The sequence below is a fragment of the Nonomuraea glycinis genome, from assembly GCF_014646515.1.
Classification (GTDB): domain Bacteria; phylum Actinomycetota; class Actinomycetes; order Streptosporangiales; family Streptosporangiaceae; genus Nonomuraea; species Nonomuraea glycinis.
Window position 1 is genome coordinate 78,849 of the sequence record NZ_BMNK01000022.1, and the last position, 22,274, is coordinate 101,122.

The window sequence follows — 22,274 nt, forward strand, 5'->3', positions numbered from 1 at the left end:
CTTGATGGTGATGGAAGCGCGACTCCTGATCGTCGAAGATGACCAGAACATTCTCGAACTCCTCGCCGCGAGCCTCAGGTTCGCGGGCTTCGACGTGTGCACCGCCAAGAGCGGCGTGGACGCCGTGGCCTCCGTCCAGCGGCAGCGGCCGGACCTCGTCGTCCTCGACGTCATGCTGCCCGACCTGGACGGATTCGAGATCGTCCGGCGGATGCGCGGCGGCGGCATCCGTACCCCCGTGGTGTTCCTGACCGCCCGCGACGAGACCGAGGACAAGATCCGCGGCCTGACGATCGGCGGTGACGACTACGTGACCAAGCCGTTCAGCCTGGAGGAGGTCGTCGCCAGGATCCACGCGGTGCTCCGGCGCACCAGCGGCGAGACGCAACCGCCGCCGCCCCGGCTGACCTTCGCCGACATCGAATTGGACGAGGAGAGCCACGAGGTGTGGCGGGGCGGCCACGCGATCGCGCTGTCGCCGACCGAGTTCAAGCTGTTGCGCTACTTCATGACGAACGCGGGCCGGGTGCTGTCGAAGCCGCAGATCCTCGACCACGTCTGGGACTACGACTTCCGGGGCGAGGTCGGCATCGTCGAGTCCTACGTCTCCGTGCTCCGCCGTAAGATCGACAACCGCAGCCCCCGGCTCATCCACACGCTGCGCGGCGTCGGCTACGTCCTGCGGCTCCCGCCGGGCGTGTAATGGCGAGGTTGAGCGGCCTCCCGCTCAGGGTCAAGCTGATGGCGTCGATGCTGGCGCTGCTCGGGCTCGGCATGAGCTTCATCGGCCTGGTCAGCGTCTCGGTCCTGAACGGCTACCTGCTCGACCGCGTAGACAGCCAGGTCAACCTCGTGTCCGTACGGGTGACCAAACGGCTGGTCAACGATGAGCAGCGGCGCCTGGCGGGCCGGAAACTGCCCGACAAGGCGCTGCTCATCGAGTCCGACACGATCGTGCTGATGAAGGACGCCGCCGGCCGCCTCACCCCGACGCAGGGCGACCGGGACGTCGACATCAAGCCCAAGCCGGTGCTGGAGGACTCGCCCGGCCCGGGCATCTACACCGCGCCGGCCGTCAACGGCGGCGGCGCCTGGCGGGTCAAGGAGACCACGACGCCGCAGGGCACCTTCGTGGTCGCCACGGATCTGGAAGAGGTCAACGAGATCACCTGGCGGCTCGTCCTCATCGAGCTCCTGGGCGGCGGCGGCATCGTGCTCATCCTCGCCGTCGTGGGCGTCACGATCGTACGGCGCAGCATGCGGCCGCTGGCGGAGATCGAGCACACGGCCGGCACCATCGCCGCCGGTGAGCTGGGACGCCGGGTGCCGGACGGCGACCCGCGCACCGAGGTGGGCCGGTTGGCCGGCGCGCTGAACGGGATGCTGGCCCAGATCGAGAGCGCGTTCGCGGCCCGCTCGGCGTCCGAGGAGGCGGCCCGGAGGTCGGAGGACCGGATGCGCCAGTTCGTCACCGACGCCTCGCACGAGCTGCGCACCCCGCTCACCTCGATCCGCGGCTTCGCCGAGTACGCCCGGCAGAACCCGAACGCCGACGCCGCCGAGCTGATGCTGCGGGTGGAGAGCGCCGCGGGCAGGATGGGCCTGCTGGTCGACGACCTGCTGCTGCTCGCCCAGGTGGACCAGGCCAGGCCGTTGAAGATGCGCCCGGTGGACATGCTGGCGCTGGCGGCCGACGCCGTGCAGGACGCGCGGATCCTCGCGCCGTCCCGCGAGATCGGGCTGGACGTCGTGGGCGGCGCCGCCCTGATCGTCTCCGGTGACGAGGTACGGCTGCGCCAGGTCGTCGGCAACCTCATGTCCAACGCCCTCGTCCACACCGAGGAGGGCACGCCGATCACCGTCCGGGTGGGGGCCGACGACGAGACGGTCTTCCTCGAAGTGGCGGACAAGGGGCCCGGCCTCACCCCCGACCAGGTCGAGCGGGTCTTCGAGCGCTTCTACCGGGCCGACTCGGCCCGCTCCCGCCGCCGGTCGGGCGAGGACCGGGGCAGCGGGCTCGGCCTGGCCATCGTGCGGGCGCTGGTGGGGGCGCACGGCGGGACCGTACGGGCGCGGAGCGCGGTGGGCGAAGGGGCGACGTTCCGAGTAGAACTCCCACTCGCTTTGGATTAGTCGTTCAGCAATTCCTCAGGTGGTTTTGTCACTCTGGGTACGTGACCGAACCCGAGGCGCTGATCATGGTGGTGGACGACGAGCCCAGTATCCGAGACCTGCTCTCCGCCAGCCTGCGCTTCTCCGGGTTCGAGGTGGTCACCGCCGCCGACGGGCACGAAGCCGTCGAGGTGGCTCGGCGGGCCAGGCCCGATCTGGTCGTGCTGGACGTCATGCTGCCGGACCTGGACGGGTTCGAGGTGGCCAGGCTCATCGACGCGCCGGTGCTGTTCCTGACCGCCCGCGAAGCCACCGAGGACAAGATCGCCGGGCTGCGGGTGGGCGACGACTACGTCACCAAGCCGTTCAGCCTGGAGGAGGTCCAGGCCAGGATCCGCGCGGTGCTGCGCCGTACCAGAGCGGAGGGCGCGCCCGCGAGCAAGCTGAAAGTGGCGGACCTGGAGCTGGACGAGGAGGCGCGCGAGGTGTGGCGCGCCGGGCGGCAGGTGCGGCTGTCGCCGACCGAGTTCAAGCTGCTGCACTATTTCATGGCCAACGCCGGGCGGGTGCTGTCCAAGGCGCAGATCCTCGACCACGTCTGGAACTACGACTTCGGCGGCGACGCCGGCGTGGTCGAATCGTACGTGTCCTACCTGCGGCGCAAGGTCGACGACGTGGAGCCACGACTCATTCACACGTTGCGCAGCGTCGGTTACGTGTTAAGGGAGCCTCCTGCGGGCTAGCTTGACCGTATGGACCTGTTGGGCGCGCTCGAAGGACTGCGCCGGCCGCTGGATCGGGAGCTGTTCCCGCTGGCCGTCGGGGAGGCCGCCGCCGACCGGCGCGCGCTCAAGGAGCTGACCGGGCAGCTCGACGACTACCTGCTGCCCCGGCTGCGCGCCATCGACGCGCCGCTGCTCGCCGTCGTCGGCGGGTCCACCGGTGCGGGCAAGTCCACGCTGGTCAACTCGCTGGTCGGCGCCGACGTCGCCGAGCCAGGCGTGCTGCGCCCCACCACGCTGGTGCCCACGCTGGTGGTGAGCCCCGCCGACCACGACTGGTTCATGGGCCCGAACGTGCTGCCCGGCCTGTCCCGCGCCACCGGCGCCGGCGTGGGAGCGCTGCGGGTGGTGACGGCCGAGGCGCTCGGCAGCGGGCTGGCGCTGCTCGACGCGCCCGACATCGACTCCGTGGTGACCGCCAACCGGGAGCTGGCCGCGCAGCTCCTCGCCGCGGCCGACCTGTGGCTGTTCGTCACCACCGCCGCCCGCTACGCCGACGAGGTGCCGTGGAGCTTCCTGCGCTCGGCCCGCGAGCGCAGCACCGCGCTCGCCCTGGTGCTCGACCGGGTGCCGCCGGAGGCCGCCGGGCCCGTCACCCGCGACCTCGAACGCCTCCTGGTCGACAACGGCCTCGACGGCACCCGCCTGTTCGCCGTGCCGGAGGCCGCGCTGCCCAGCGAGAAGGCCCGGCTGCCCGCCGAGGCGGTGGCGCCCATCGCCGACTGGCTCACCGGGCTCGCCGCCGACGCCGCCGAACGCTCCCGGGTGGTACGCCAGACGCTGTCCGGCACGCTCGACAGCCTGGCCGTCCGGGTGCCGGCGCTGGCCGACGCGGTCGAGCGGCAGGAGAGCGCCTTCGCCGGGCTGCACGCCATCGTGACCGCCGCGTACGCGGGCGCGATGGCCGACTTCGACGAGGGCATGCGCGACGGGTCGCTGCTGCGGGGCGAGGTGCTGGCCCGCTGGCAGGATTTCATCGGCACCGGCGACCTGATGCGCTCGCTGGAGAGCCGGGTCGGCCGGCTGCGTGACCGGGTGGTCGGCTTCTTCACCGGGCAGGCGCCCGGCACCCAGCTGCGCGACGCGCTGGAGTCCGGCGTCGAGGCGCTGATCAGGGGCGCGGCCGACAGCGCCGCCGAACGCGCCCTCGACGGCTGGTCCGCCGCGCCGGGCGGGCCCGGCCTGCTGGACCGCGTCGGCGCCGTCGAACGGGCCCGGCTCGGCCGCGCCTCCCCGGACCTCGGCAAGCGGGCCGAGGCGACGGTACGGGGCTGGCAGGAGTACGTGCTCGATCTCGTACGGGAGGAAGGCGCGTCCCGGCGGTCGGCGGCGCGGCTGGCGTCCTTCGGCGTGAACGGGGCCGGGGTGCTGCTGATGCTGGCCGTCTTCGCCTCCACCGGCGGGCTGACCGGGATCGAGGTGGGCATCGCGGGCGGCACCAGCGTGCTGTCGCAGAAGCTGCTGGAGGCGGTGTTCGGCGACCAGGCGGTGCGGACGCTCACCGTGGCGGCCCGGGAGGACCTACGGGAGCGGGTGCGGGGGCTGATGGAGGAGGAGGCGGTCCGCTACACCACGTTGCTGGAGACCGTCCAGCCGCCGCCGGACACGGCCGCCATGCTGCGGGCGTCCGCCCGATCGGTCCGTACCCACCAGGCGGAGCTACCCGAGGGCGGATCGCCATGAAGCTGCTGCGCCGTAAGAAGGGGCCGTCGCTGGACTCGCGGCTGGCCGCGCTGACGGAGGCGGTCGAGCTGGGGGAGGGGCGGCTGCCCGGGGAGGCGGTGGCCGCGGCGCGGACAGTGACCGAGCGGGCGGGGATACGGCGCCGGCTGTCGGTGGAGCACACCGTGGCGGCGCTCGCCGGGGCCACCGGCAGCGGGAAGTCGTCGCTGTTCAACGTGCTGGCCGGGGAGGAGCTCTCGGCCGTCGGCGTCACCCGGCCCACCACGGCGACCGCCCAGGCGGCGCTGTGGGACGGGGAGGGGGCCGGTCCGCTGCTCGACTGGCTGGAGGTGCCCCGCCGGCACTCGGCCTCCTCCGGTGACCTGTCCGGGCTGGTCCTGCTCGACCTGCCCGACCATGACTCCATCCGGCTCGCGCACCGGCTGGAGGTGGACCGGCTGGTGGAGCTGGTCGACCTGCTCGTGTGGGTGCTGGATCCGCAGAAGTACGCCGACGCCGCCGTGCACGAACGCTATCTGCGGCCGCTGGCCGGGCACCAGGACGTGATGGTGGTGGTGCTCAACCAGATCGACCGGCTGCCCGAGGCCGCCGTCGCGCGGTGCCTGGGCGACCTGCGGCGGCTGCTCGACGAGGACGGGCTGACGGGGGTGCCCATCGTCGGGGTCTCGGCCCGTACCGGCGCGGGCCTGGCCGAGTTGCGCGTCCTGCTGGCGAACCGGGTGAGTGAGCGGCGGTCCTGGTCGGCCCGCCTGGCCGCCGACGTCATCACCGCCGCCGACCACCTGGCCGCAGCGTCCGCCGACGGGGCTGTGGAGCTGGTACGGGTGACGGATGGGATGGGCGCCGGGCGGTCAGAGCTGGTACGGGTGGATGGGCAGGGCGCCGGGCGGGTGGAGTTGGTACGAGTGGCGGAGGGGCAGGGCGCCGGGCGGTTGGATCGGCCGCTGACGGCGGCGCTGTCCAAGGCCGCCGGGGTGCCGCTCGTCGTGGCGGCCGTGCGCAAGGGGCACCGGCACCGGGCCGTCATCGCCACCGGGTGGCCCGTCACCCGATGGGTGCGCCGGTTCCGGCCCGATCCGTTGCGCAGGCTGCGGATCGGGGTGGCCGCCGAGCGGGAGCCGGTGGGGCACACCTCGCTCCCGGCCGCCTCCGCCGTACAGCGGGCGCAGGTGGAGACGGCGATCAGGGACGTCGGCGAGGCGGCGGCGACGGACCTGCCGCAGGCTTGGGGCGCTGCCGTGCGGCGGGCGGCGCGCTCGCGGGAGGCGGAGTTGCCCGACGCGGTGGATCGGGCCGTCGGCCGGACCTCCCTCCGGGAGACCCGGAGGCCGCGCTGGTGGCGGGCGGTGAACGTGCTGCAGTGGCTGCTGTTCGCCACCATGGTGGCGGGGGCCGGCTGGCTGGGCGTGCTGCTCGGGATGGACTACCTGCGCCTGCCGCAGCCCCCGCTGCCGACGGCGGGGGAGCTGCCCTGGCCCACCGTGCTGCTGGCCGGCGGCGCGCTGGCCGGGGTGCTGGTCGCGCTGCTTGCGCGGCTGGCCGCGTGGCTGGGGGGCCGCCGCCGGGCGCGCCGGGCCGCGAAGGCGCTGCACGAGGCGATCGGTCAGGTGGGGCAGGAGTACGTGCTCGGGCCGGTGGATGAGGAGCTGACCCGTTACGACCGGTTCGCCGAGGTCATCGGGATCGCGCGGGCGTAGCCGTCGCGTATGGTTTCACCGGTTCTGCCGGATGTGTCACTCGACCCCAGGGAGCCGGCGATCTCGCGGAGGGTGTCGAGCAGGGGGCGCAGCAGAGGGTGGGAGTCCGCGCCCCGGCGGACGGCGGCGAAGACGCGGCGCTCGGGTCCGGGCACGTGGTGAACCGTCACGCCGGGCGCCGTCACGCTGGACATGGTCACGTCGGACACCGTCACGCCGGACACCGTCACGCCGGACAGGGCCATGTCCCGCAGCGCGAGCCGGGGGACCAGTGCCACGCCCGCGCCTGCGCCGACCAGGGCGACCACCGCGCGGAAGTCGTCGGAGCAGTGCGCGAAGCGGGGGGTGAAGCCCGCCTGCTCGCAGGCGAAGGCGATCACGTCGTGCACCGGGTTGCCCGGATAGGGGCCGATCCAGGTCTGCTCGCCGAAGGCCGACAGCGGGGCGGCGGCCAGGGCGTGGCCTTCGGGCAGCACCAGGTCGAACGGCTCGGCGTACAACGGCAGGCGATGCAGGCGGCGGTCGGTGACGTCGGGGCCGCCCCGGTATTCCACCGCGATGGCGACGTCGGCCTCGCCGTCGAGCAGCATGGTCAGGCTCTGGTCCCCCTCGGCGTCGCGTACCCGTACCTGAAGGCCGGGAGCGGCGGCGCGCAGCGAGGTGATCGCGGGGGAGAGCACGGCGCTGATCGCGGTGGCGAAGCAGGCCACGGTCACCTCGCCCGCCTCGCCGGAGCTGTAGGCGGCGACCTCGGCCTCGGCGCGTTCGAGCTGGGCGAGGACCTCGTTGGTGTGGCCGAGCATGATCTTGCCGACGGCGGTGAGGCGGACGCCCCGGCCGTCGCGGACGAACAGCCGGTGGCCCACCTCGTGCTCCAGCGCGACGAGCTGCTGGGACACCGCCGACGGGGTGAGGTGCAGGGCGGCGGCCGCGGCGGTCACCGTGCCATGGTCGGCCACCGCGCGCAGCGTGCGCAGCCGCCGCGTATCTATCACGCGGCGAGCTTATCCAGCCTCCCGAGCCGACCGCCGTGCCGGTGGGTCAGAGCCGGTCGGCGCGGGCCTGGATGAAGGCGGACACGGCGTGGTCGACGTCCTCGGTGGAGTGCGCGGCGGAGAGCTGGACGCGGATGCGGGCCTGGCCGTGCGGCACCACCGGGTAGGAGAAGCCGATCACGTAGACGCCCAGCTCCAGCAGGCGCTCGGCCATGGCGCCCGCCACGGCGGCCTCGCCGATCATCACCGGGACGATCGGATGGTCGCCCGGCAGGATGTCGAAACCGGCCTCGGTCATCTTGGCGCGGAAGCGCTCGGTGTTGGCGCGCAGCCGCTCACGAGCCTCGCTGGAGGTCTCCAGCAGGTCGAGGATGCGCAGCGAGGCGGAGGCGATGACGGGGGCCAGCGAGTTGGAGAACAGGTAGGGGCGCGAGCGCTGGCGCAGCAGCTCGCAGATCTCCGCGCGGGCCGACACGTAGCCGCCGCTGGCGCCGCCCAGCGCCTTGCCGAGGGTGCCGGTGATGATGTCGATCCGGTCGGTGACGCCGTGCAGCTCGGGGGTGCCCCGCCCGGTCGGGCCGACGAAGCCGACGGCGTGCGAGTCGTCGACCATGACCATGGCGTCGTAGCGCTCGGCCAGGTCGCAGATGTCGGCCAGCGGCGCGAGGTAGCCGTCCATGGAGAAGACGCCGTCGGTGACGATCAGGCGGCGCCGGGCGTCCGACGCCTCCTTCAGCCGGGCTTCCAGCTCGGCCATGTCCCGGTTGGCGTAGCGGAGCCGCCGGGCCTTGGACAGCCGGATGCCGTCGATGATGCTCGCGTGGTTGAGCGCGTCGGAGATGACCGCGTCCTGCGCGTCGAGCAGTGTCTCGAAGACGCCGCCGTTGGCGTCGAAGCAGGAGCTGTAGAGGACGGTGTCCTCCATGCCGAGGAAGTCCGACAGGCGGGCTTCGAGCTCCTTGTGCACCTCCTGGGTGCCGCAGATGAACCGTACGGAGGCCATGCCGAACCCCCACTGGTCCAGCGCCCGCTTGGCGGCCTCGACGACCTCCGGATTGTCGGCCAGGCCGAGGTAGTTGTTGGCGCAGAAGTTCAGCACTTCGCGCCCGGCGACGCCGACCGACGAGCTCTGCGGGGTGGTGATCACCCGCTCGGGCTTGTGCAGCCCGGCCTCGGTGATCTCCTCCAGCGTCGCACGCAGCTGATCGCGCACGTTCGTGAACATCAAGCGCTCCAATCCAGAATGACCTTGCCGGTACGTCCACTCGCGGCGGTGTTGAAGGCGGTGTCGAAGTCCTCGTAGGAGAACCGGTCGGTGATCACGGGGGAGAGGTCGAGCCCCTTCTCCAGCAGGACCGACATGTTGTACCAGGTCTCGTACATCTCCCGGCCGTAGATGCCCTTGATGGTGAGCATGGAGGTGACGACCGTGGACCAGTCGACGGCGAAGTCCGCCGCGGGCAGGCCGAGCATGGCGATCTTGCCGCCGTGGGTCATGTTCGCGATCATGTCGCGCAGGGCGGCCGGGTTGCCGGACATCTCCAGTCCGACGTCGAAGCCCTCGTGCATGTTGAGGCGGCGCATGCCCTCGGCGAGGGTGTCGCGGGAGACGTTCAGCGCCAGGGAGACGCCGAGCTTGGTGGCCAGGTTGAGGCGTTCGTCGCTGACGTCGGTGATCGCCACGTTGCGGGCGCCCACGTGGGTGGCCACGGCGGCCGCCATCAGCCCGATCGGGCCCGCCCCGGTGATCAGCACGTCCTCGCCGACCAGGGGGAACGACAGCGCGGTGTGCACGGCGTTGCCGAACGGGTCGAAGATGGCCGCCACGTCGGGATGGACCGGGGTCCGGTGCACCCAGACGTTCGTGGCGGGCAGGGTCAGGTATTCGGCGAACGCGCCGTCGCGGTGGACGCCCAGGCCGATGGTGTTGCGGCACAGGTGGCGGCGGCCGGCCATGCAGTTGCGGCACTTGCCGCAGACGAGGTGGCCCTCGCCGCTGACCAGGTCGCCCACGGCGATGTCCTCGACGCCGTCGGCCACCTCGACCACGTGCCCGGAGAACTCATGTCCCACGATGAGCGGAAGCGTCAGCGTTTGCCGCGCCCAGTCATCAAATTTCCGGATATGCAGGTCTGTGCCGCATATGCCGGTGCGTAGCACTCTGATTTTCACCTCGCCCGGCCCCAGAACGGGCTCCGGTACGTCGACCAGCCACAGACCTGGCTCGGCCCGCTCCTTGACCAGCGCTTTCATCGCGTGCATCCCCCCAGTTCGAACCTTACGCACTGTGCCCGCCGTGCCCCCGCCGTGTCCATCGAGGGATTCTTAAGTGCCCCCACAGCTCAGCTTCACGCGGGGGGTCGCGCCAGGTAACGAGTAGTTTCGTACGGATGCCGTACAGGATGGAGAGGACACCCGTGGAAGACCTGCGTTTCGGAGTCGTCGGCCTTGGCCTGCGCACCAGCCTCGCCCTGGCCGCACACCAGCCCGGCCGGGGCTCGGTGGTGGCCGCCGTCTGCGACGTGGACCCGGCGGCGCTCAAGGCGCAGGCGCCGCTCTTCGGCGAGCCCGCGACCACGCTCGACTACCGGGAGCTGCTCGGCCGCGACGACCTCGACGCGATCATCGTGATGACGCCGGACGACACCCACGAGCGCGTCGCGATCGACTGCCTCCAGGCCGGCAAGGCCGTCTACCTGGAGAAGCCGCTCGCCATCACCGTGGACGGCTGCGACAACGTGCTGCGCGCCGCCCGCGCGACCGGCACCAGGCTGTACGTCGGCCACAACATGCGGCACATGGGCGTCGTCCGGCTGATGCGCGACATCATCGCCAGAGGCGACATCGGCGTGCCGAAGACCGTCTGGGTGCGGCACTTCGTCTCCTACGGCGGCGACTACTACTTCAAGGACTGGCACGCCGACCGCACCCGTACCACCGGCCTGCTCCTGCAGAAGGCCGCGCACGACCTCGACGTCATCCACTGGCTCGCGGGCGGCTACACCACCCGGGTCAACGCCCTGGGCGACCTGATGCTCTACGGCGACCTGCCGCGCCGGGAGCCCGGCACGCCCCGGCCCGAAGGCTGGCTGCGCGACTTCGACTGGCCGCCCACCGCCCGCCGGGACCTCAACGACGTCGTCGACGTCGAGGACGTCTCGGTGATGAACATGCGGCTGGACAACGGCGTCATCGCCGCCTACCAGCAGTGTCACTTCTCCCCGGACTATGTGCGCAACTACACGGTCATCGGCACCGAGGGGCGGCTGGAGAACTTCGGCGACGGCCCGGGCGACACCGTCAAGGTCTGGAACACCGGCCCGAGCGACTACCGCGCCGACTGCGACATCGCCTACCAGGTCCCCCGGGCCACCGGCAGCCACGGCGGCGCCGACCTGGAGATCATCGCCGAGTTCCGCCGCTTCGTCAGAGAGGGCGGCGTCACGGACACCTCCCCGGTGGCCGCCCGCATGAGCGTCGCCGCCGGTTACATGGCCACCATGTCCCTGCGCGACAACGGCACGCCGTACGACGTCCCGCCGCTGGACCCGGACCTGGCGGCGTACTTCGACCAAGGCCAGCGCTGACCGACCGCCCAGACCTGACGGGGCTCAGAATCAGTGGGCGCCCCAGGCTTGGAAACAGCGTTCTAACTATGCAACACTGTTGCAGAGTTAGAACATGGTCGGTCGAGGGAGACATCAGCACAACGAGATCAACGCCGCCTTCAAGAAGGTGCGCAAGGTCGACGGCTTGGCTGTAGTGGAGAGCCACAACAGGCACCGCTGGGGATGGGTCGAATGTGTGTGTGGCGCCACGCCCTATCAGGTGTGGTGCACGCCTCGCAATCCCGGAAACCACGCAAAGGGCATTCTCGAATGGGTCGCCGATCATTCGGAGTGCGGTAAAAGCGAGGAGATCTCATGATTACCTGGAACTTCCGCGTCACCCTGAACCGGGAGCCTACCGACGATGAGGTTGACGCCCTCTACGAAGCCGGTCTGGATGACTGTGCGGTTGCTGGACATCGTGACGGCAGTGTCCAGCTCATGTGTGACCGCGACGCGGACAGCCTGATGGAGGCCATTCTCAGCGTGCTCGTCCAGATCAGGGAGGTCGAAGATCTGTGGGCGGTCGGCATCGGGCAGGGCGACGGGGTGACGCTGGGGGACGCGGCGCGGCGGCATGGGGGGCGTACGCAGGCCAGCCTGAGGCAGTTGGCCGCCGGGCAGCGGGGGCCGGGGGGATTCCCGGAGCCGGTCATCGAGGCCGACAACATCAGCGTCTACTCCTGGGCGGAGGTCTCCGAGTGGTTGCGCACCGAGATGGGGGACGACATTCCCCAGGTGGATCGGAGTCTCGCGCTGGCGGACGCGGCCGTCAAGCTCGCGTGCCGGGCGCGGATCCTGCACCGGGAGAGTGAGGTGCGCCGACTGCTCGAAGTCGCCTGAAGGGGCCGGCGAGGGCATACGGACCGGCCGCTCGGTGGCTCGTGCTTGTCGCGCGGACAGCACCTGAGACCTGTCCCGGGCAGGTGCCCGACACAGAGGTGCCCGCTGCGGACTGTCCACAGCGGGCATCCTCCCAAGGGGTCAGCGGCCTGACTCGCGGTGCTCCCGGTCCAGGTCGGGGAAGGGGGACGGGTCGGGGACGCCCTTGGTGAGCTGGCGGGGGCCCTTCGGGCTCTCGGCTTCCTGGGCGTCGGCGACGGCCTCGGCGGCCGCTTCGGTGGCCTTGGCGATCTCCTCTTCGATGGCCGCGGAGTCCGCGGACACCTCCTGGCGGGCGGCGACCGTGGGCAGGGCCTCGGTGAACGCCTTGGAGACGCCCTGCAGGGCCGAGGTGACCTCGCTGGGGATGACCCAGAAGGTGTTGTTGTCGCCCTTGGCGAGCTGCGGCAGCACCTGGAGATACTGGTAGGCGAGCAGCTTGGGATCGGGGTCGTTGCGGTGGACCGCCTGGAAGACCTGGTCGATGGCGCGGGACTCGCCTTCGGCCTCCAGGATGGCGGCCGACCGGGCGCCCTCGGCCCGCAGAATCTGGCTCTGCTTGTCACCCTCGGCGGTCAGGATCTGCGACTGGCGCTGGCCTTCGGCGTTGAGGATCGCGGCCCGCTTGTCGCGCTCGGCCCGCATCTGCTTCTCCATCGCGTCCTTGATGGACTTGGGCGGGTCGATGGCCTTGATCTCCACCCGGTTGACGCGCAGGCCCCACTTGCCGGTGGCCTCGTCGAGCACGCCGCGCAACTGGCTGTTGATGGTGTCGCGGGAGGTCAGCGTCTTCTCCAGGTCCATGGAGCCGACGACGTTACGCAGCGTGGTGACGGTCAGCTGCTCGACCGCCTGGATGTAGTTCGCGATCTCGTACGCCGCGGCCCGCGGGTCGGTGACCTGGAAGTAGAGGACGGTGTCGATCTCGACGACCAGGTTGTCCTCGGTGATGACCGGCTGGGGACGGAAGGACACGACCTGCTCACGTAGGTCGATCATGGAATAGACGCGGTCGACGTACGGGATGACGAAGTTCAGGCCGGGCTTGAGCGTCCGGTTGTAGCGGCCGAGCCGCTCGACGTTACGGGCTCGGGCCTGCGGCACGATACGCACGGCTTTCAGTACGGTGAAAACCGCAAAAAGGATGATGAACAGCCCGACTATCAACAACGGATCCATGGGTCACTCCCGGGGATATACGAGGGCGGTCGCTCCGTCGATCTCGATGACGTCGACGGTGGCGCCAGTGGGGATCACAAGGGTCTCGTCATATGCGCGCGCGGACCATTCCTCGCCGGCGAGGCGAATTCTGCCGTCCCGGCCGGTGACTTCGGCCAGCACGTAGGCGGGCTTGCCGACGAGGGCTTCCACTCCGAAGCGGCGCAGCTGCGGCTGGCGGATGTGGCGCGCGGCGATGGGCCGGATGACGACCAGCCCCGCCGTGGATGACAAGGCGAACACGAGGAGCTGCAGCGGCACCGGGAGCCCGATGGCGGCGCTCGCCGCGGTCAGGAGCGAGGCGATCCCGAGAAGCCCGACGGCGGCGGTGAGCGTGAAGATCTCGGCCACGCCGAGGACGACTGCGAGGATTATCCAGATGATCCATGCATCCATGCTCCGCCTCCTATAAGGAACAACGGTCCAGAACGCGAGACCGTTCCCCCCTCCCTCCACCGTAATGCTGGATTTGCCCTTATGGCAGGCCCTGTGATGGCTTCGAGGCCTCGGAAAAGAGGGCGCTTTCGCTACGCCATTCGCCCCACGGCAACTGCCAGTAGCCCCAGCCGTTCTGCCATGCGAGCTCGCGGGTGGTCCCGGTGATCGTCACCGGGTCGCCGCGCAGCGAGTGGGCGTAGAACCAGGCCGCCTGGTCCGGCCGGGCGTTGATGCAGCCGTGGCTGACGTTCGCCCTGCCCTGGGCCCACACGTTGTCCTTGGCGTGCACGTACTCGCCGCTGTCGGAGATGCGGACGGCGTGGTCGATCATGACGTCGTAGAAGCCCGGATCGCCCTTCGAGCGGCCGGGCGAGATCATGCGCACCGGGTCGCCCTTGTCCATGGTCAGGTGGATGCCGCTGGTGGTGGTGTATTCGCGGGTGCTGGCCGTGCCGGCGCTGATGGCCATGTGCTGCACGGTGCGGCCGTCGCGGCGGACGGCCATCCGGTGGGTCGCCGCGTCGACCTCGGAGATCTGCTCGCGCCCCACGGTGAAGCCGAACGTCTGGTCGGCGGCTCCGTAGACGCCGGGGGCGAGGCGGACGCCGGCCAGGTGGGCGGTGACCGTGACCTTCCGCCTGGCGGGCCAGAACCGCCGGGTGCGGTAGACCGCCCGGGTGTCGCTCGTCCACCGCCAGGCCCCTTCGACGGGAGGCGTCGTCCTGACCTCCAGCGCCCGCTCGACGGCGGCCTTGGGGTGCACCGGGGTGTCGAAGTCGAGGATGATCGGCATGCCGACGCCCACGGTCTCACCGGGCAGCGGCGCGATGGCGGCCAGGCCGAAGGTGCGCTCGGCCGGGCGGGTGCGGAACCGCCCCATGGCGACCGTCGCGGGGCCGCCCGAGCCTTTCGCGGTGGCGGTGATCGTGTATTCGGCGCCCGGCTTGAGCGTCCAGTCGGAGCGCCAGGCGGTGCGGGTGGCGTCGAGCGTGCCGGGCACGGAAGCGCCGGAGGTGTAGGCGAGGACCTGACTGAGCGTGCCGCTCTGCGCCCTGACCACGATCCGCTGTTCGGGCAGGGCCCGTTTGGTGTCGAAAGGCGGGAAGACGTGGACCACGGGCGGGCGCGGCGGAGGGTCCGGGGTGCCGCAGCCGCCGAGGGTGAGCAGGGCGGCCAGGCAGATCGTCGCGGCACGCCGCAGCATGTCACTCCTGTGCTCTCCTGGGTTACGGGACCCTCAAGGGTAGCGGTGTGTCATGTGTCAGGCACCCGGAGTCACTTATCCGATGGTTCCGGAAACTTCCCCCAAGCTGACCTCGCCCGCGGTGGCGCGGATGGTCACGGTGTCGCCGTTCTTCAGGAATGTTCTGGTGTCGCCGTTGGTCAGCTTGATCGGGTCGGTGCCGTTCCAGGTGAGCTCGATGAGCGAGCCCCGCTCCTCGCGCTGCTCGCCGGAGACCGTGCCGCTGGCGAACAGGTCGCCGGTGCGCAGCGAGGCGCCGTTCACGGTCAGGTGGGCGAGCATCTGGTCCGGCGTCCAGTACATCCCCCGGTACGGCGGCCGGGAGACGACCTCGCCGTTGATCGACACCTCCAGGGTGACGTCGAGCCCCCAGTCGTCCCGCCGGCGCAGGTAGTCCAGCGGCGCCGGGTCCTGTGCCCGGCCGGGGACCCTGGGCAGCGCCTCCAGCGGGGTGATCCACGGCGAGATCGAGGTGGCGAACGACTTGCCCAGGAACGGCCCGAGCGGCACGTACTCCCAGCCCTGGATGTCGCGCGCGCTCCAGTCGTTGACCAGCGTCACGCCGAAGACGTGCTCCTCGAACGCGCCCGCGGCCGAGCCCTGCTCGGACGGCACGCCCACCACGAACCCCAGCTCGGCCTCGATGTCCAGCTTGGCGGTCGGGCCGAACACGCCCGCGCCGAGCTGGCCGTGCGGCCGGCTGACCGGCGTGCCGGAGGGCACCACGGTGCCCGCCCGGCCGTGGTAGCCGACGGGCAGGTGACGCCAGTTGGGCAGCAGCGGCTCGGCGTCCGGCCGGAAGATCCGGCCGAGGTTGCTCGCGTGCTCCAGCGAGCAGTAGAAGTCGACGTAGTCGGCGACCTCGAACGGCATGTGCAGCCGCACCCGGTCGAGCGGGATCAGGTGCGGCTCGGTGACGGTCAGGTCGCTGGTGAGCTTGTTCTGGATGAGCGCCCTGGTGTCGCGCCAGGCGGTGTGCCCCCGGGCCATGAACGGGTTGAGCGTCGGGGCGGCGAACACCTCGTCGTGCAGGGCGGCGGCCAGGTCGAGCACCTTGTCGCCGTAGCGCACGCCCACCCTCGGCCGCTCGCCCTGCGGGGAGAAGACCCCGTACGGCAGGTTGTCCAGTCCCCAGCTCACGCGTCCTCCTCGATCAGTCCCAGGGCGAGCATGTCCTCGATGGGCGTCACGGTGCTGCACGAGCCGTAGCTCACCAGCAGGTGACGCGCCCGTTCGGCGGTCTCCTCGGGCACGGCGCGCGCCATCCGTACGAGATGTCCCACGTCGGTGGAGCGCAGGACGGGCGCCGGGTCGCGGTGCTCGACGGCCTCGCAGACCGCGAGCAGCAGGTTGAGGAAGCCGTGCCGGTCCACGCCGAGCGTGGGGTCGAAGTGGCGGACGGCGCGGTGCAGCCCGGCGGTGGCCTTGAACGGGATGTCGTTGTCTGCGCAGAACCGGATGAACCCGGCGAGTTGCTCGGCCTGCGGGAAGTCATGGGCCTCCGCTCCGCCGCAGCGGACCTTCAGCTCCACCCCCTTGGGCACGTCCGAGAAGTGCTTCCTGGGCAGCACCTCGACGAACAGCCGCACGTCGGGCGGCAGCGTCTCGCGCAGTTCGCGGGCGGTCCGATCGAGGCTGAGGTCGTCGTTCAGCCGCACCTCGACGAAGTCCACCGGCAGGTCGTCGAACGGGGGAATCTCCTCGGTGTCGACGATCAGCCCGATCCGCCGGGGCCTGAACGACTCGCGGCGCAGGGCGTCCAGGCGGCTGGTCGGGCACAGGAAGCGGTGGGTGAGCATCCGGGTGCCGCGCTCCTGGTCGCGCTCGTGGCGGCCCAGGGCCTCGGACATGTGCAGCGACGTCGGCGGGAACAGGCCCGCGTCGTCGACCAGATCGGTGAAGAACGTTGGCGAAGTGTGCGTCATCGTGACCACGTCCAGGCGTAACCGGGGTCCTCGCAGGACAGCGCGCCCTGACCGAGGTCGAGCGGGCGGAAGGTGTCCACCATCACCGCCATCTCGCTGGTGGTGGTGACGCCCTTGGCGACGGCGTCGATGACCGCCTCGACCGCGCCGGGCTGCGGCCCGTGCGTGAAGCCGGCCGGATGCAGGGAGATCGAGCCGACGTCGATGCCCGAGCCCTTGCGCGCGGAGTAGTCGCCGCCCACGTAGAACATGAACTCATCGGAGTCCACGTTGTGATGGTTGTAGGGGATCGGTACGGAATCGGGGTGGAAGTCGAGCGGGCGCGGGCAGAAGGAGCACACCACGAAGCCGGGCCCTTCGAACGTCTGGTGCACCGGCGGCGGCGCGTGCGTCCTCTTCACCAGGGGCTCGAAGTCGTCGATGTTGAACGCGTACGGGTAGAGGCAGCCGTCCCAGCCGACCACGTCGAAGGGATGGTCGCGGTAGACGAGCCTGGTCAGCCCGCCCCGGGTGCGTACCAGCACCGGCACCTCCGCCCCCTCGACGGTCAGCGGCTCGGTGGGCGCGCGCAGGTCGCGCTCGCTGTAGGGGGCGTGCTCCAGGAACTGGCCGTACTGCGACAGATAGCGCCTGGGCGGCCTGATGTGCCCGGACGCCTCGATGGCCAGCACGTTGACCTGCCCGTCGGGCACCCAGCGGTGGATGGTGCCGGTCGGGATGACGACGTAGTCGCCGGGCCCCGCCTCGATCACCCCGTAGGTGGACTCGAACCGGACCCGGCCTGCCTGGACGTACACGCACTCGTCGCCCATGGAGTTGCGGTAGAGCTCGCTGGGCCGGTCGCTGGTGGCGTACGACAAGCGGACGTCGGCGTTGCCCGCCAGCAGGATCCGCCCGGACACCAGGTCGCCCGCGCTGGACAGGGCCTGGGTGCGGAAGTGGCGGGGCGACAGCGGCAGGTTGGGCTCCAGCCGCGTGTCGGCCGTGGCCGTGACGGCTTCGGCCTTGACGATCGCGGTGGGCAGATGACGGTGGTAGAGCAGCGAGGCGTCCGACGAGAAGCCTTCCTCGCCCATCAGCTCCTCGGCGTAGAGCCCGCCGTCGGGCCGCCTGAACTGGATGTGGCGCTTGCGCGGCACCTCTCCCACGACGCGGTAGTACGGCATCTACCCCTCCACAAACCGTCCGTATAGCGGACGCTTTCGTCCTCTATGTGTGACAACGGTCCGTCATCACCCCGGACATGTCAACCCAGGGCGTCAGCCAGTTCGGCCGCGGCCTCGACGACCCGCGCGCCCGTGGAGTCCTCCAGCGGTCCGAACGTCACCACCCCGACCGAGGCCTCCAGCCAGGGCAGCCCCGTCACCGGCGCCGCCACCCCTCGTGCGCCCTCTTGCAACTGCCCCTCGGTCGCGAGATATTCGGCCCGGCCCGCACGCAGGGCCAGGATCGCCTGTCCGGCCGCCCCTTTGGCCAGCGGATGGCGCGACCCCTCGCGGTAGGCCACGTGCATGTCGGTCCACGACGGCTCGGCCACCGCCACGGCCAGCCCGTCGTCACCCTCCGCGACGGTCAGGTGCGCGGTCGCGCCCACCCGCTCGGCCAGCCGCCGCAGCGTCGGCAGCGCCGCCGCTCTCAACAGAGGTTGTACGGCCTGCGCCAGCACGAGCACCCCGAAGCCGAGATGCACCCGGCCCTCGGCGTCACGGCGCACGAACCCCTCGTTGAGCAGCGTCGTCAGCAGCCGGTAGACCACCGGGCGGCTCAGCGACAGCTCGGCGCTCAGCTCGGTGGGCGTGCGGCCGTTCCTCCCGTCGGACAGCAGTCTCAGCAGGCGGAGCCCGCGCTCCAGGGTCTGGGCGGATTCAGCGACCATGCCCCCGATTATCTATGCGTGAGATGGGGGTGACGCTAAGCGCCTAAAGGGGTACGTAGCTGGGCAGAAGCACCGGGGGGTAAATATGCGGCAAACGTGGACACTCCTGGTCGCCGGTTTGGCCATGTGCGCCCTTCTTCCCGTCCTGCCGACCGTCGGGACGAAAGCCATCCGGCTCGCCTGGGGCGCCCCTCAGGCGAGCCCGTCCGACCGGCTGCTGGAGGACGTCTTCTACGTCACCGAGGGCATCGAGGTGAGCCGGAGCCTGATGCCGCTGGAGAAGGGCATCACCGTCCAGGCCGCCACCGACCTCGCCCCCGGCGTCGGGGTGGACGCGAGCGGCAGACTGTACGGCACGCCGGAGCGCACCGGCACCTACAACGTGCCGGTCCGGCTCTGCAGCGGCCAGTCCTGCGCGGAGGAGCGCATCACGTTCGTGGTGCTGCGCAACGTGCCGTGGTCGCCGGGGACGCTCACCTTCCCCGGCCGGGCCGGCCAGCGGCTGGACGGCCGGATCCAGGTGAACGGCGGCCCCTCCGGTGTGATCCCGACCTTCACCGTGACCAGCTACGAGGCCGTCCCCGCCGGGGTCACCATCGGCCCGGACGGTCACATCGGCGGCGTGCCCACCGCGCCCGGCGTGTCCCGGGTCCCGATGCGGATCTGCGTGGCCGGCAACTGCGCCGGCGTCGTGGTCACGCTCATCATCGTTTGACCTTGCGGAAATCGGTGTTTTTCGGTCACCGTAATGCCATGAAGACGGTCGTCGTGATCGGGGCGGGCATCTGGGGATCATCGCTGGCGTTGCGGCTGGCCGAGAGCGGCTGGCAGGTGACGCTGGTCGAACAGCACAAACCCGGGCACGTACGGCAGGCCAGCGCGGGCGAGACCCGGCTGATGCGCTGCGCGCACGGCGCGGAGGACTGGTATGCCCGGATGGCCTGGCGGGCGCGGGACGGCTGGCGGCGGCTCTCCGAGCGGGCGGGGGAGGAGCTGTACCACGAGGCGGGCATGATGTGGTTCGCGGGGACGCCCGACGGCTGGGAGAGCGACAGCACCCGGGTCCTGAAAAATCTGGATATCCCGTGTGAGGTGCTGGACCCGTCGGACGGCGCCCGGTTCTTCCCCGAGTTCCGCGGGGACGACCTCAGCTTCCTGCTCTGGGAGCCGAAGGCCGGGGTGATCAGGGCACGGCGGGCCACCCAGGTGACCGCCAGGCTGGCCGAGGCCGCCGGAGTACACCTGGTCAGAGGCCGGGCGGTGCCGGTGACCGGCGACGACGCGCCGTACCGGAGCGCTGTCCGGGTCGGCGGCGAGGTGCTCGTCGCGGACCGGGTGGTGTGGGCGTGCGGCGCCTGGCTGCCCGAGCTGTTCGACGTCCCGCTGACCGTGACCAAGCAGGACACACTGCACTTCGCGGTGCCCGCCGAGTGGACCGTCCCCGGCACGCCCGCCTGGGTCGACCACGGCGCGGCCGCGTACGGGCACGGTGACGTGGACGGCGTGGGCATGAAGGCCACCTCCGACCTCGAGGGCGCGCCGTACGATCCCGAGCACGGCGAGCGGACCGTGGACGAGGCCAGCGTCGCCGGCGCCAGGGCCTACCTGGCGCGGCGGTTCCCCTCGCTGGTGTCCGCGCCGGTCCTCTTCAGCCAGGTCTGCCAGTACGCGCTCACCACCGACACCGAGTGGATCATCGCCGAGGTCTCACCGGGCGTGTGGCTGCTGGGCGGCGACTCCGGACATGGCTTCAAGCACGCCCCGGAGCTCGCCTCCTACGTGACCGGCGTCCTCGACGGCGACCACGAGCCGGAGGCGCGGTTCGGCCTGCACGAACGGACCCCCTCACGCGGGCTGCGGACCAGCGGAACGGCCGGGTAGGGCAGGCCTCACCTACGATTCGGGGGGCGACGGGCGTGCCCGAGCAGGGGTGGCGGCGCAGACTTGCCGGGTGACAACGACCCGAGGAGCCGTCATGACCACCACCGTCGCACCGCCCACCGAGACCCCGCAAACCGTGCGCGCCGCCGCCCTTCTATGGCTGGTGGCGGTGGCGGCCGGGATCTTCGAGACCGTGCTCGCCGTCACCGGCCTGCTGTCCAGCGGAACGGCCGGCGCCGGTGAGGTGCTGTCCGGGGTCGGCCTGCGGGTCGTCGTCTTCGGGACCGCGTTCTTCCTCGTCTGGCGGATGTGGCAGGGCCGTAACTGGGCCCGCTGGAGCCTGGTGGGCCTGTTGGGCGTGCTCGGCCTGCTGTCGATGGTGGTCGAGCCGGTCCAGTGGCTGCTGGCGGGCGGCTCGATCATCGACGCCGTCACCCAGGCCGGCGTGCAGGAGCTGCTCTTCGGCGGCAGCAGGCTGCTGCACGTGCTGGCCGTGCTCGGGGCGGTGGCGCTGATGTTCCAGCCGCGGGCCCGCGACCACTTCCGCTCAGCTTGAGACCGGCTCCGGCATCGGGGCGCGCAGGTTGCGCACCGCGGGGGAGAGCAGGGCGGCGCAGGTGGACAGCACGATGAGAACCCCGCAGGCGGTCAACGCCGCCTGCGGGCCGATGACCGCCGCCGCCGGCGCGGCCAGCAAAAGTCCCAGCGGGCCGAACATCAGCGAGCCGAGCGCGTCGTACGAGGCCACCCGCGACAGCGACTCCGCCGGCACCTCCCGCTGCATGGTCGTCTGCCACAGCACCCCGAACACGTCGAAGCAGACGCCCAGCCCGAACGCCGCCAACACGCTCGCCCAGAGCGGCGCCTCCGCGCCCAGCAGGAAGTACGGCAGCGCGGACGGCAGGCAGAGCAGGGTGCCGACCAGGATCGGGCGGCGTGGCCGCACGCGCAGGGAGACGAAGACGCCGGCGATCGTGCCGATGGCCTCACCGGCGAGGAACGCCGACCAGGCCGGGGCCCCGCCCAGGCTCTCCTTGGCCATCAGCGGCCCGAGCACCCCGTGCCCCGCCTGCAGCGCCATCACCAGCACCGAGAACTGCGCGACCACCACCCAGATCCACTGCCGGGAGCTGAACTCGCGCCACCCCTCGCGCAGGTCCGACAGGACCGACTGCGCCGGGCCCGACGCCCGCTCAGCGGGCGTCAGCCGCAGCGCCGCGAGCAGCAACCCCGCCACGGCGAACAGTGCGCCGCTCACCGCCAGCGCCCAGCCGCCGCCGACCAGCACCACCGTGCCGCCACCGAGCACCGCGCCGGCCACGCGGGAGACGTTCGCGCCGAGGCCGAGCAGCGCGTTGCCGGTCTGCAGCCGGTCGGCGGGCACCACCTCGGGGATGATCCCGGTCAGCGCCGGGTAGAGCACCGCCATCGCGACCCCGCTGCAGGCCGCCGCCGTCGCCATGCCGAACAGCGGGGTCCAGCCGCTGAGCATCATCGCGCCCAGCGCGAAGAACGCCAGCGCGTTGACCCATTCGCCGACCATCATCACCCGCTGTCGCGGCAGCCGGTCCGCGAGCACGCCGCCGAACAGCATGAACAGCACCATCGGCAGCGCCTCGGCGGTGAGCACCACGGACAGCGTGGTGGCGGTCGCGCCGGGCAGCTCAAGGATGCCGAAGGCCAGGGCCACAGGGGCGAAGGAGCTGCCCAGCATCGAGATGGTCCGGGCCGACAGCAGCAAGGTGAAACGCCGGTCCCGGAGCAGGCCGAGATCACCCAGAAAAGTACGCACGCCGCCCCCTTGAAAGCACCTAGTCTGCCTGGGTCGTTCACCTGCTGTCGCGCCATTTTCCGGCTCGACTCGTACGGCTACTGAGGGTGGAGTCGGGTGTCCGAACGCATTGAACGATACTGATCAGCCGGATATTGTGCGA

Annotated in this window: 21 protein-coding genes; 10 read left to right on the top strand and 11 right to left on the bottom strand. The window is 71.2% G+C overall.

Annotated features, from left to right (window positions below; translation table 11 throughout):
- Nucleotides 1–4: 4 nt before the first annotated feature.
- From IEY87_RS40600 to IEY87_RS40620, 5 genes are all read left to right on the top strand, one after another.
- Nucleotides 5–703, top strand: a complete 699-nt coding sequence (locus IEY87_RS40600) for a response regulator transcription factor (protein ID WP_225278150.1) — start codon at nucleotides 5–7, stop codon at nucleotides 701–703.
- Nucleotides 703–2,133, top strand: a complete 1,431-nt coding sequence (locus IEY87_RS40605; RefSeq protein ID WP_189144199.1) for a sensor histidine kinase — start codon at nucleotides 703–705, stop codon at nucleotides 2,131–2,133. The genes IEY87_RS40600 and IEY87_RS40605 overlap by 1 nt, the downstream gene beginning before the upstream one ends.
- 65 nt (nucleotides 2,134–2,198) lie before the next feature.
- Nucleotides 2,199–2,855, top strand: coding sequence for a response regulator transcription factor (locus IEY87_RS40610; protein WP_189144291.1), 657 nt, complete (start codon nucleotides 2,199–2,201; stop codon nucleotides 2,853–2,855).
- 9 nt (nucleotides 2,856–2,864) lie between these two features.
- Nucleotides 2,865–4,577, top strand: coding sequence for a GTPase family protein (locus IEY87_RS40615; protein WP_189144200.1), 1,713 nt, complete (start codon nucleotides 2,865–2,867; stop codon nucleotides 4,575–4,577).
- Nucleotides 4,574–6,274 (top strand): YfjP family GTPase, encoded by a 1,701-nt coding sequence (locus IEY87_RS40620; RefSeq protein WP_189144201.1) that lies wholly within the window; start codon nucleotides 4,574–4,576, stop codon nucleotides 6,272–6,274. Before IEY87_RS40615 ends, IEY87_RS40620 begins: the two co-directional genes overlap by 4 nt.
- Here the strand turns inward: IEY87_RS40620 and IEY87_RS40625 are convergent.
- Genes IEY87_RS40625 through tdh form a run of 3 tightly spaced genes read right to left on the bottom strand, consistent with a single transcriptional unit; the run spans nucleotide 6,232 to nucleotide 9,522 of the window.
- Nucleotides 6,232–7,269 (bottom strand): LysR family transcriptional regulator, encoded by a 1,038-nt coding sequence (locus IEY87_RS40625; protein ID WP_189144202.1) that lies wholly within the window; start codon nucleotides 7,267–7,269, stop codon nucleotides 6,232–6,234. The two genes, IEY87_RS40620 and IEY87_RS40625, sit on opposite strands and share 43 nt — an antisense overlap.
- Nucleotides 7,270–7,315: 46 nt before the next feature.
- Nucleotides 7,316–8,494 carry a glycine C-acetyltransferase gene (locus tag IEY87_RS40630; RefSeq protein ID WP_189144203.1) on the bottom strand — a complete coding sequence of 393 codons (1,179 nt, stop codon included), beginning with the start codon at nucleotides 8,492–8,494 and terminating at the stop codon, nucleotides 7,316–7,318.
- Nucleotides 8,494–9,522, bottom strand: coding sequence for an L-threonine 3-dehydrogenase (gene tdh, locus IEY87_RS40635; protein WP_189144292.1), 1,029 nt, complete (start codon nucleotides 9,520–9,522; stop codon nucleotides 8,494–8,496). The genes IEY87_RS40630 and tdh overlap by 1 nt, the downstream gene beginning before the upstream one ends.
- 164 nt (nucleotides 9,523–9,686) lie before the next feature.
- Here tdh and IEY87_RS40640 point away from each other — a divergent pair, with 164 nt between their 5' ends.
- The gene (locus IEY87_RS40640; protein WP_189144204.1) at nucleotides 9,687–10,856 is read left to right on the top strand and encodes a Gfo/Idh/MocA family protein; all 1,170 of its coding nucleotides are present in this window, start codon (nucleotides 9,687–9,689) and stop codon (nucleotides 10,854–10,856) included.
- A gap of 336 nt (nucleotides 10,857–11,192) precedes the next feature.
- Nucleotides 11,193–11,720, top strand: coding sequence for a hypothetical protein (locus tag IEY87_RS40645; protein ID WP_189144205.1), 528 nt, complete (start codon nucleotides 11,193–11,195; stop codon nucleotides 11,718–11,720).
- Nucleotides 11,721–11,861: 141 nt separating this feature from the next.
- Here the strand turns inward: IEY87_RS40645 and IEY87_RS40650 are convergent, their stop codons facing one another.
- From IEY87_RS40650 to IEY87_RS40680, 7 genes are all read right to left on the bottom strand, one after another.
- Nucleotides 11,862–12,938 (bottom strand): SPFH domain-containing protein, encoded by a 1,077-nt coding sequence (locus tag IEY87_RS40650; protein WP_189144206.1) that lies wholly within the window; start codon nucleotides 12,936–12,938, stop codon nucleotides 11,862–11,864.
- Nucleotides 12,939–12,941: 3 nt separating this feature from the next.
- Nucleotides 12,942–13,373, bottom strand: a complete 432-nt coding sequence (locus tag IEY87_RS40655; RefSeq protein ID WP_189144207.1) for an NfeD family protein — start codon at nucleotides 13,371–13,373, stop codon at nucleotides 12,942–12,944.
- A 79-nt stretch (nucleotides 13,374–13,452) separates the two neighbouring features.
- On the bottom strand, nucleotides 13,453–14,619 hold the full coding sequence (locus IEY87_RS40660) for a L,D-transpeptidase (RefSeq protein WP_189144208.1): 1,167 nt from the start codon (nucleotides 14,617–14,619) through the stop codon (nucleotides 13,453–13,455).
- 75 nt (nucleotides 14,620–14,694) lie between these two features.
- Nucleotides 14,695–15,798 (bottom strand): fumarylacetoacetase, encoded by a 1,104-nt coding sequence (gene fahA, locus IEY87_RS40665; protein WP_189144209.1) that lies wholly within the window; start codon nucleotides 15,796–15,798, stop codon nucleotides 14,695–14,697.
- Nucleotides 15,795–16,583, bottom strand: coding sequence for a hypothetical protein (locus tag IEY87_RS40670; protein ID WP_189144210.1), 789 nt, complete (start codon nucleotides 16,581–16,583; stop codon nucleotides 15,795–15,797). The genes fahA and IEY87_RS40670 overlap by 4 nt, the downstream gene beginning before the upstream one ends.
- The gene (locus IEY87_RS40675; RefSeq protein WP_189144211.1) at nucleotides 16,580–17,749 is read right to left on the bottom strand and encodes a homogentisate 1,2-dioxygenase; all 1,170 of its coding nucleotides are present in this window, start codon (nucleotides 17,747–17,749) and stop codon (nucleotides 16,580–16,582) included. Before IEY87_RS40675 ends, IEY87_RS40670 begins: the two co-directional genes overlap by 4 nt.
- A gap of 80 nt (nucleotides 17,750–17,829) precedes the next feature.
- Nucleotides 17,830–18,459, bottom strand: coding sequence for a helix-turn-helix domain-containing protein (locus IEY87_RS40680; protein WP_189144212.1), 630 nt, complete (start codon nucleotides 18,457–18,459; stop codon nucleotides 17,830–17,832).
- An 85-nt stretch (nucleotides 18,460–18,544) separates the two neighbouring features.
- On the opposite strand from IEY87_RS40680, the gene IEY87_RS40685 reads away from it, so the two are divergent.
- The 3 genes from IEY87_RS40685 to IEY87_RS40695 all read left to right on the top strand — a co-directional run bounded on the left by IEY87_RS40685 (nucleotide 18,545) and on the right by IEY87_RS40695 (nucleotide 20,896).
- Nucleotides 18,545–19,174, top strand: coding sequence for a hypothetical protein (locus IEY87_RS40685; protein ID WP_189144213.1), 630 nt, complete (start codon nucleotides 18,545–18,547; stop codon nucleotides 19,172–19,174).
- 38 nt (nucleotides 19,175–19,212) lie between these two features.
- Complete coding sequence (locus tag IEY87_RS40690) at nucleotides 19,213–20,340, top strand: NAD(P)/FAD-dependent oxidoreductase (protein WP_189144214.1); 1,128 nt, start codon at nucleotides 19,213–19,215, stop codon at nucleotides 20,338–20,340.
- A 94-nt stretch (nucleotides 20,341–20,434) separates the two neighbouring features.
- On the top strand, nucleotides 20,435–20,896 hold the full coding sequence (locus tag IEY87_RS40695; RefSeq protein ID WP_189144215.1) for a hypothetical protein: 462 nt from the start codon (nucleotides 20,435–20,437) through the stop codon (nucleotides 20,894–20,896).
- On the opposite strand, the gene IEY87_RS40700 is transcribed toward IEY87_RS40695, so the two are convergent.
- Nucleotides 20,888–22,132, bottom strand: coding sequence for an MFS transporter (locus IEY87_RS40700; RefSeq protein ID WP_189144216.1), 1,245 nt, complete (start codon nucleotides 22,130–22,132; stop codon nucleotides 20,888–20,890). The genes IEY87_RS40695 and IEY87_RS40700 overlap by 9 nt on opposite strands.
- Nucleotides 22,133–22,274 lie beyond the last annotated feature (142 nt).

Excerpts from the sequence above, each read along its gene's own strand:
- IEY87_RS40660 (WP_189144208.1), bottom strand. The coding sequence starts at position 14,619 with ATGCTGCGGCGTGCCGCGACGATCTGCCTGGCCGCCCTGCTCACCCTC.
- IEY87_RS40690 (WP_189144214.1), top strand. The coding sequence starts at position 19,213 with ATGAAGACGGTCGTCGTGATCGGGGCGGGCATCTGGGGATCATCGCTG.
- IEY87_RS40650 (WP_189144206.1), bottom strand. The coding sequence starts at position 12,938 with ATGGATCCGTTGTTGATAGTCGGGCTGTTCATCATCCTTTTTGCGGTT.
- IEY87_RS40620 (WP_189144201.1), top strand. The coding sequence starts at position 4,574 with ATGAAGCTGCTGCGCCGTAAGAAGGGGCCGTCGCTGGACTCGCGGCTG.
- IEY87_RS40630 (WP_189144203.1), bottom strand. The coding sequence starts at position 8,494 with ATGTTCACGAACGTGCGCGATCAGCTGCGTGCGACGCTGGAGGAGATC.
- IEY87_RS40685 (WP_189144213.1), top strand. The coding sequence starts at position 18,545 with ATGCGGCAAACGTGGACACTCCTGGTCGCCGGTTTGGCCATGTGCGCC.
- tdh (WP_189144292.1), bottom strand. The coding sequence starts at position 9,522 with ATGAAAGCGCTGGTCAAGGAGCGGGCCGAGCCAGGTCTGTGGCTGGTC.
- IEY87_RS40610 (WP_189144291.1), top strand. The coding sequence starts at position 2,199 with ATGGTGGTGGACGACGAGCCCAGTATCCGAGACCTGCTCTCCGCCAGC.
- IEY87_RS40670 (WP_189144210.1), bottom strand. The coding sequence starts at position 16,583 with ATGACGCACACTTCGCCAACGTTCTTCACCGATCTGGTCGACGACGCG.
- IEY87_RS40615 (WP_189144200.1), top strand. The coding sequence starts at position 2,865 with ATGGACCTGTTGGGCGCGCTCGAAGGACTGCGCCGGCCGCTGGATCGG.
- IEY87_RS40600 (WP_225278150.1), top strand. The coding sequence starts at position 5 with ATGGTGATGGAAGCGCGACTCCTGATCGTCGAAGATGACCAGAACATT.
- IEY87_RS40675 (WP_189144211.1), bottom strand. The coding sequence starts at position 17,749 with ATGCCGTACTACCGCGTCGTGGGAGAGGTGCCGCGCAAGCGCCACATC.
- IEY87_RS40655 (WP_189144207.1), bottom strand. The coding sequence starts at position 13,373 with ATGGATGCATGGATCATCTGGATAATCCTCGCAGTCGTCCTCGGCGTG.
- IEY87_RS40695 (WP_189144215.1), top strand. The coding sequence starts at position 20,435 with ATGACCACCACCGTCGCACCGCCCACCGAGACCCCGCAAACCGTGCGC.
- IEY87_RS40680 (WP_189144212.1), bottom strand. The coding sequence starts at position 18,459 with ATGGTCGCTGAATCCGCCCAGACCCTGGAGCGCGGGCTCCGCCTGCTG.
- IEY87_RS40605 (WP_189144199.1), top strand. The coding sequence starts at position 703 with ATGGCGAGGTTGAGCGGCCTCCCGCTCAGGGTCAAGCTGATGGCGTCG.
- IEY87_RS40645 (WP_189144205.1), top strand. The coding sequence starts at position 11,193 with ATGATTACCTGGAACTTCCGCGTCACCCTGAACCGGGAGCCTACCGAC.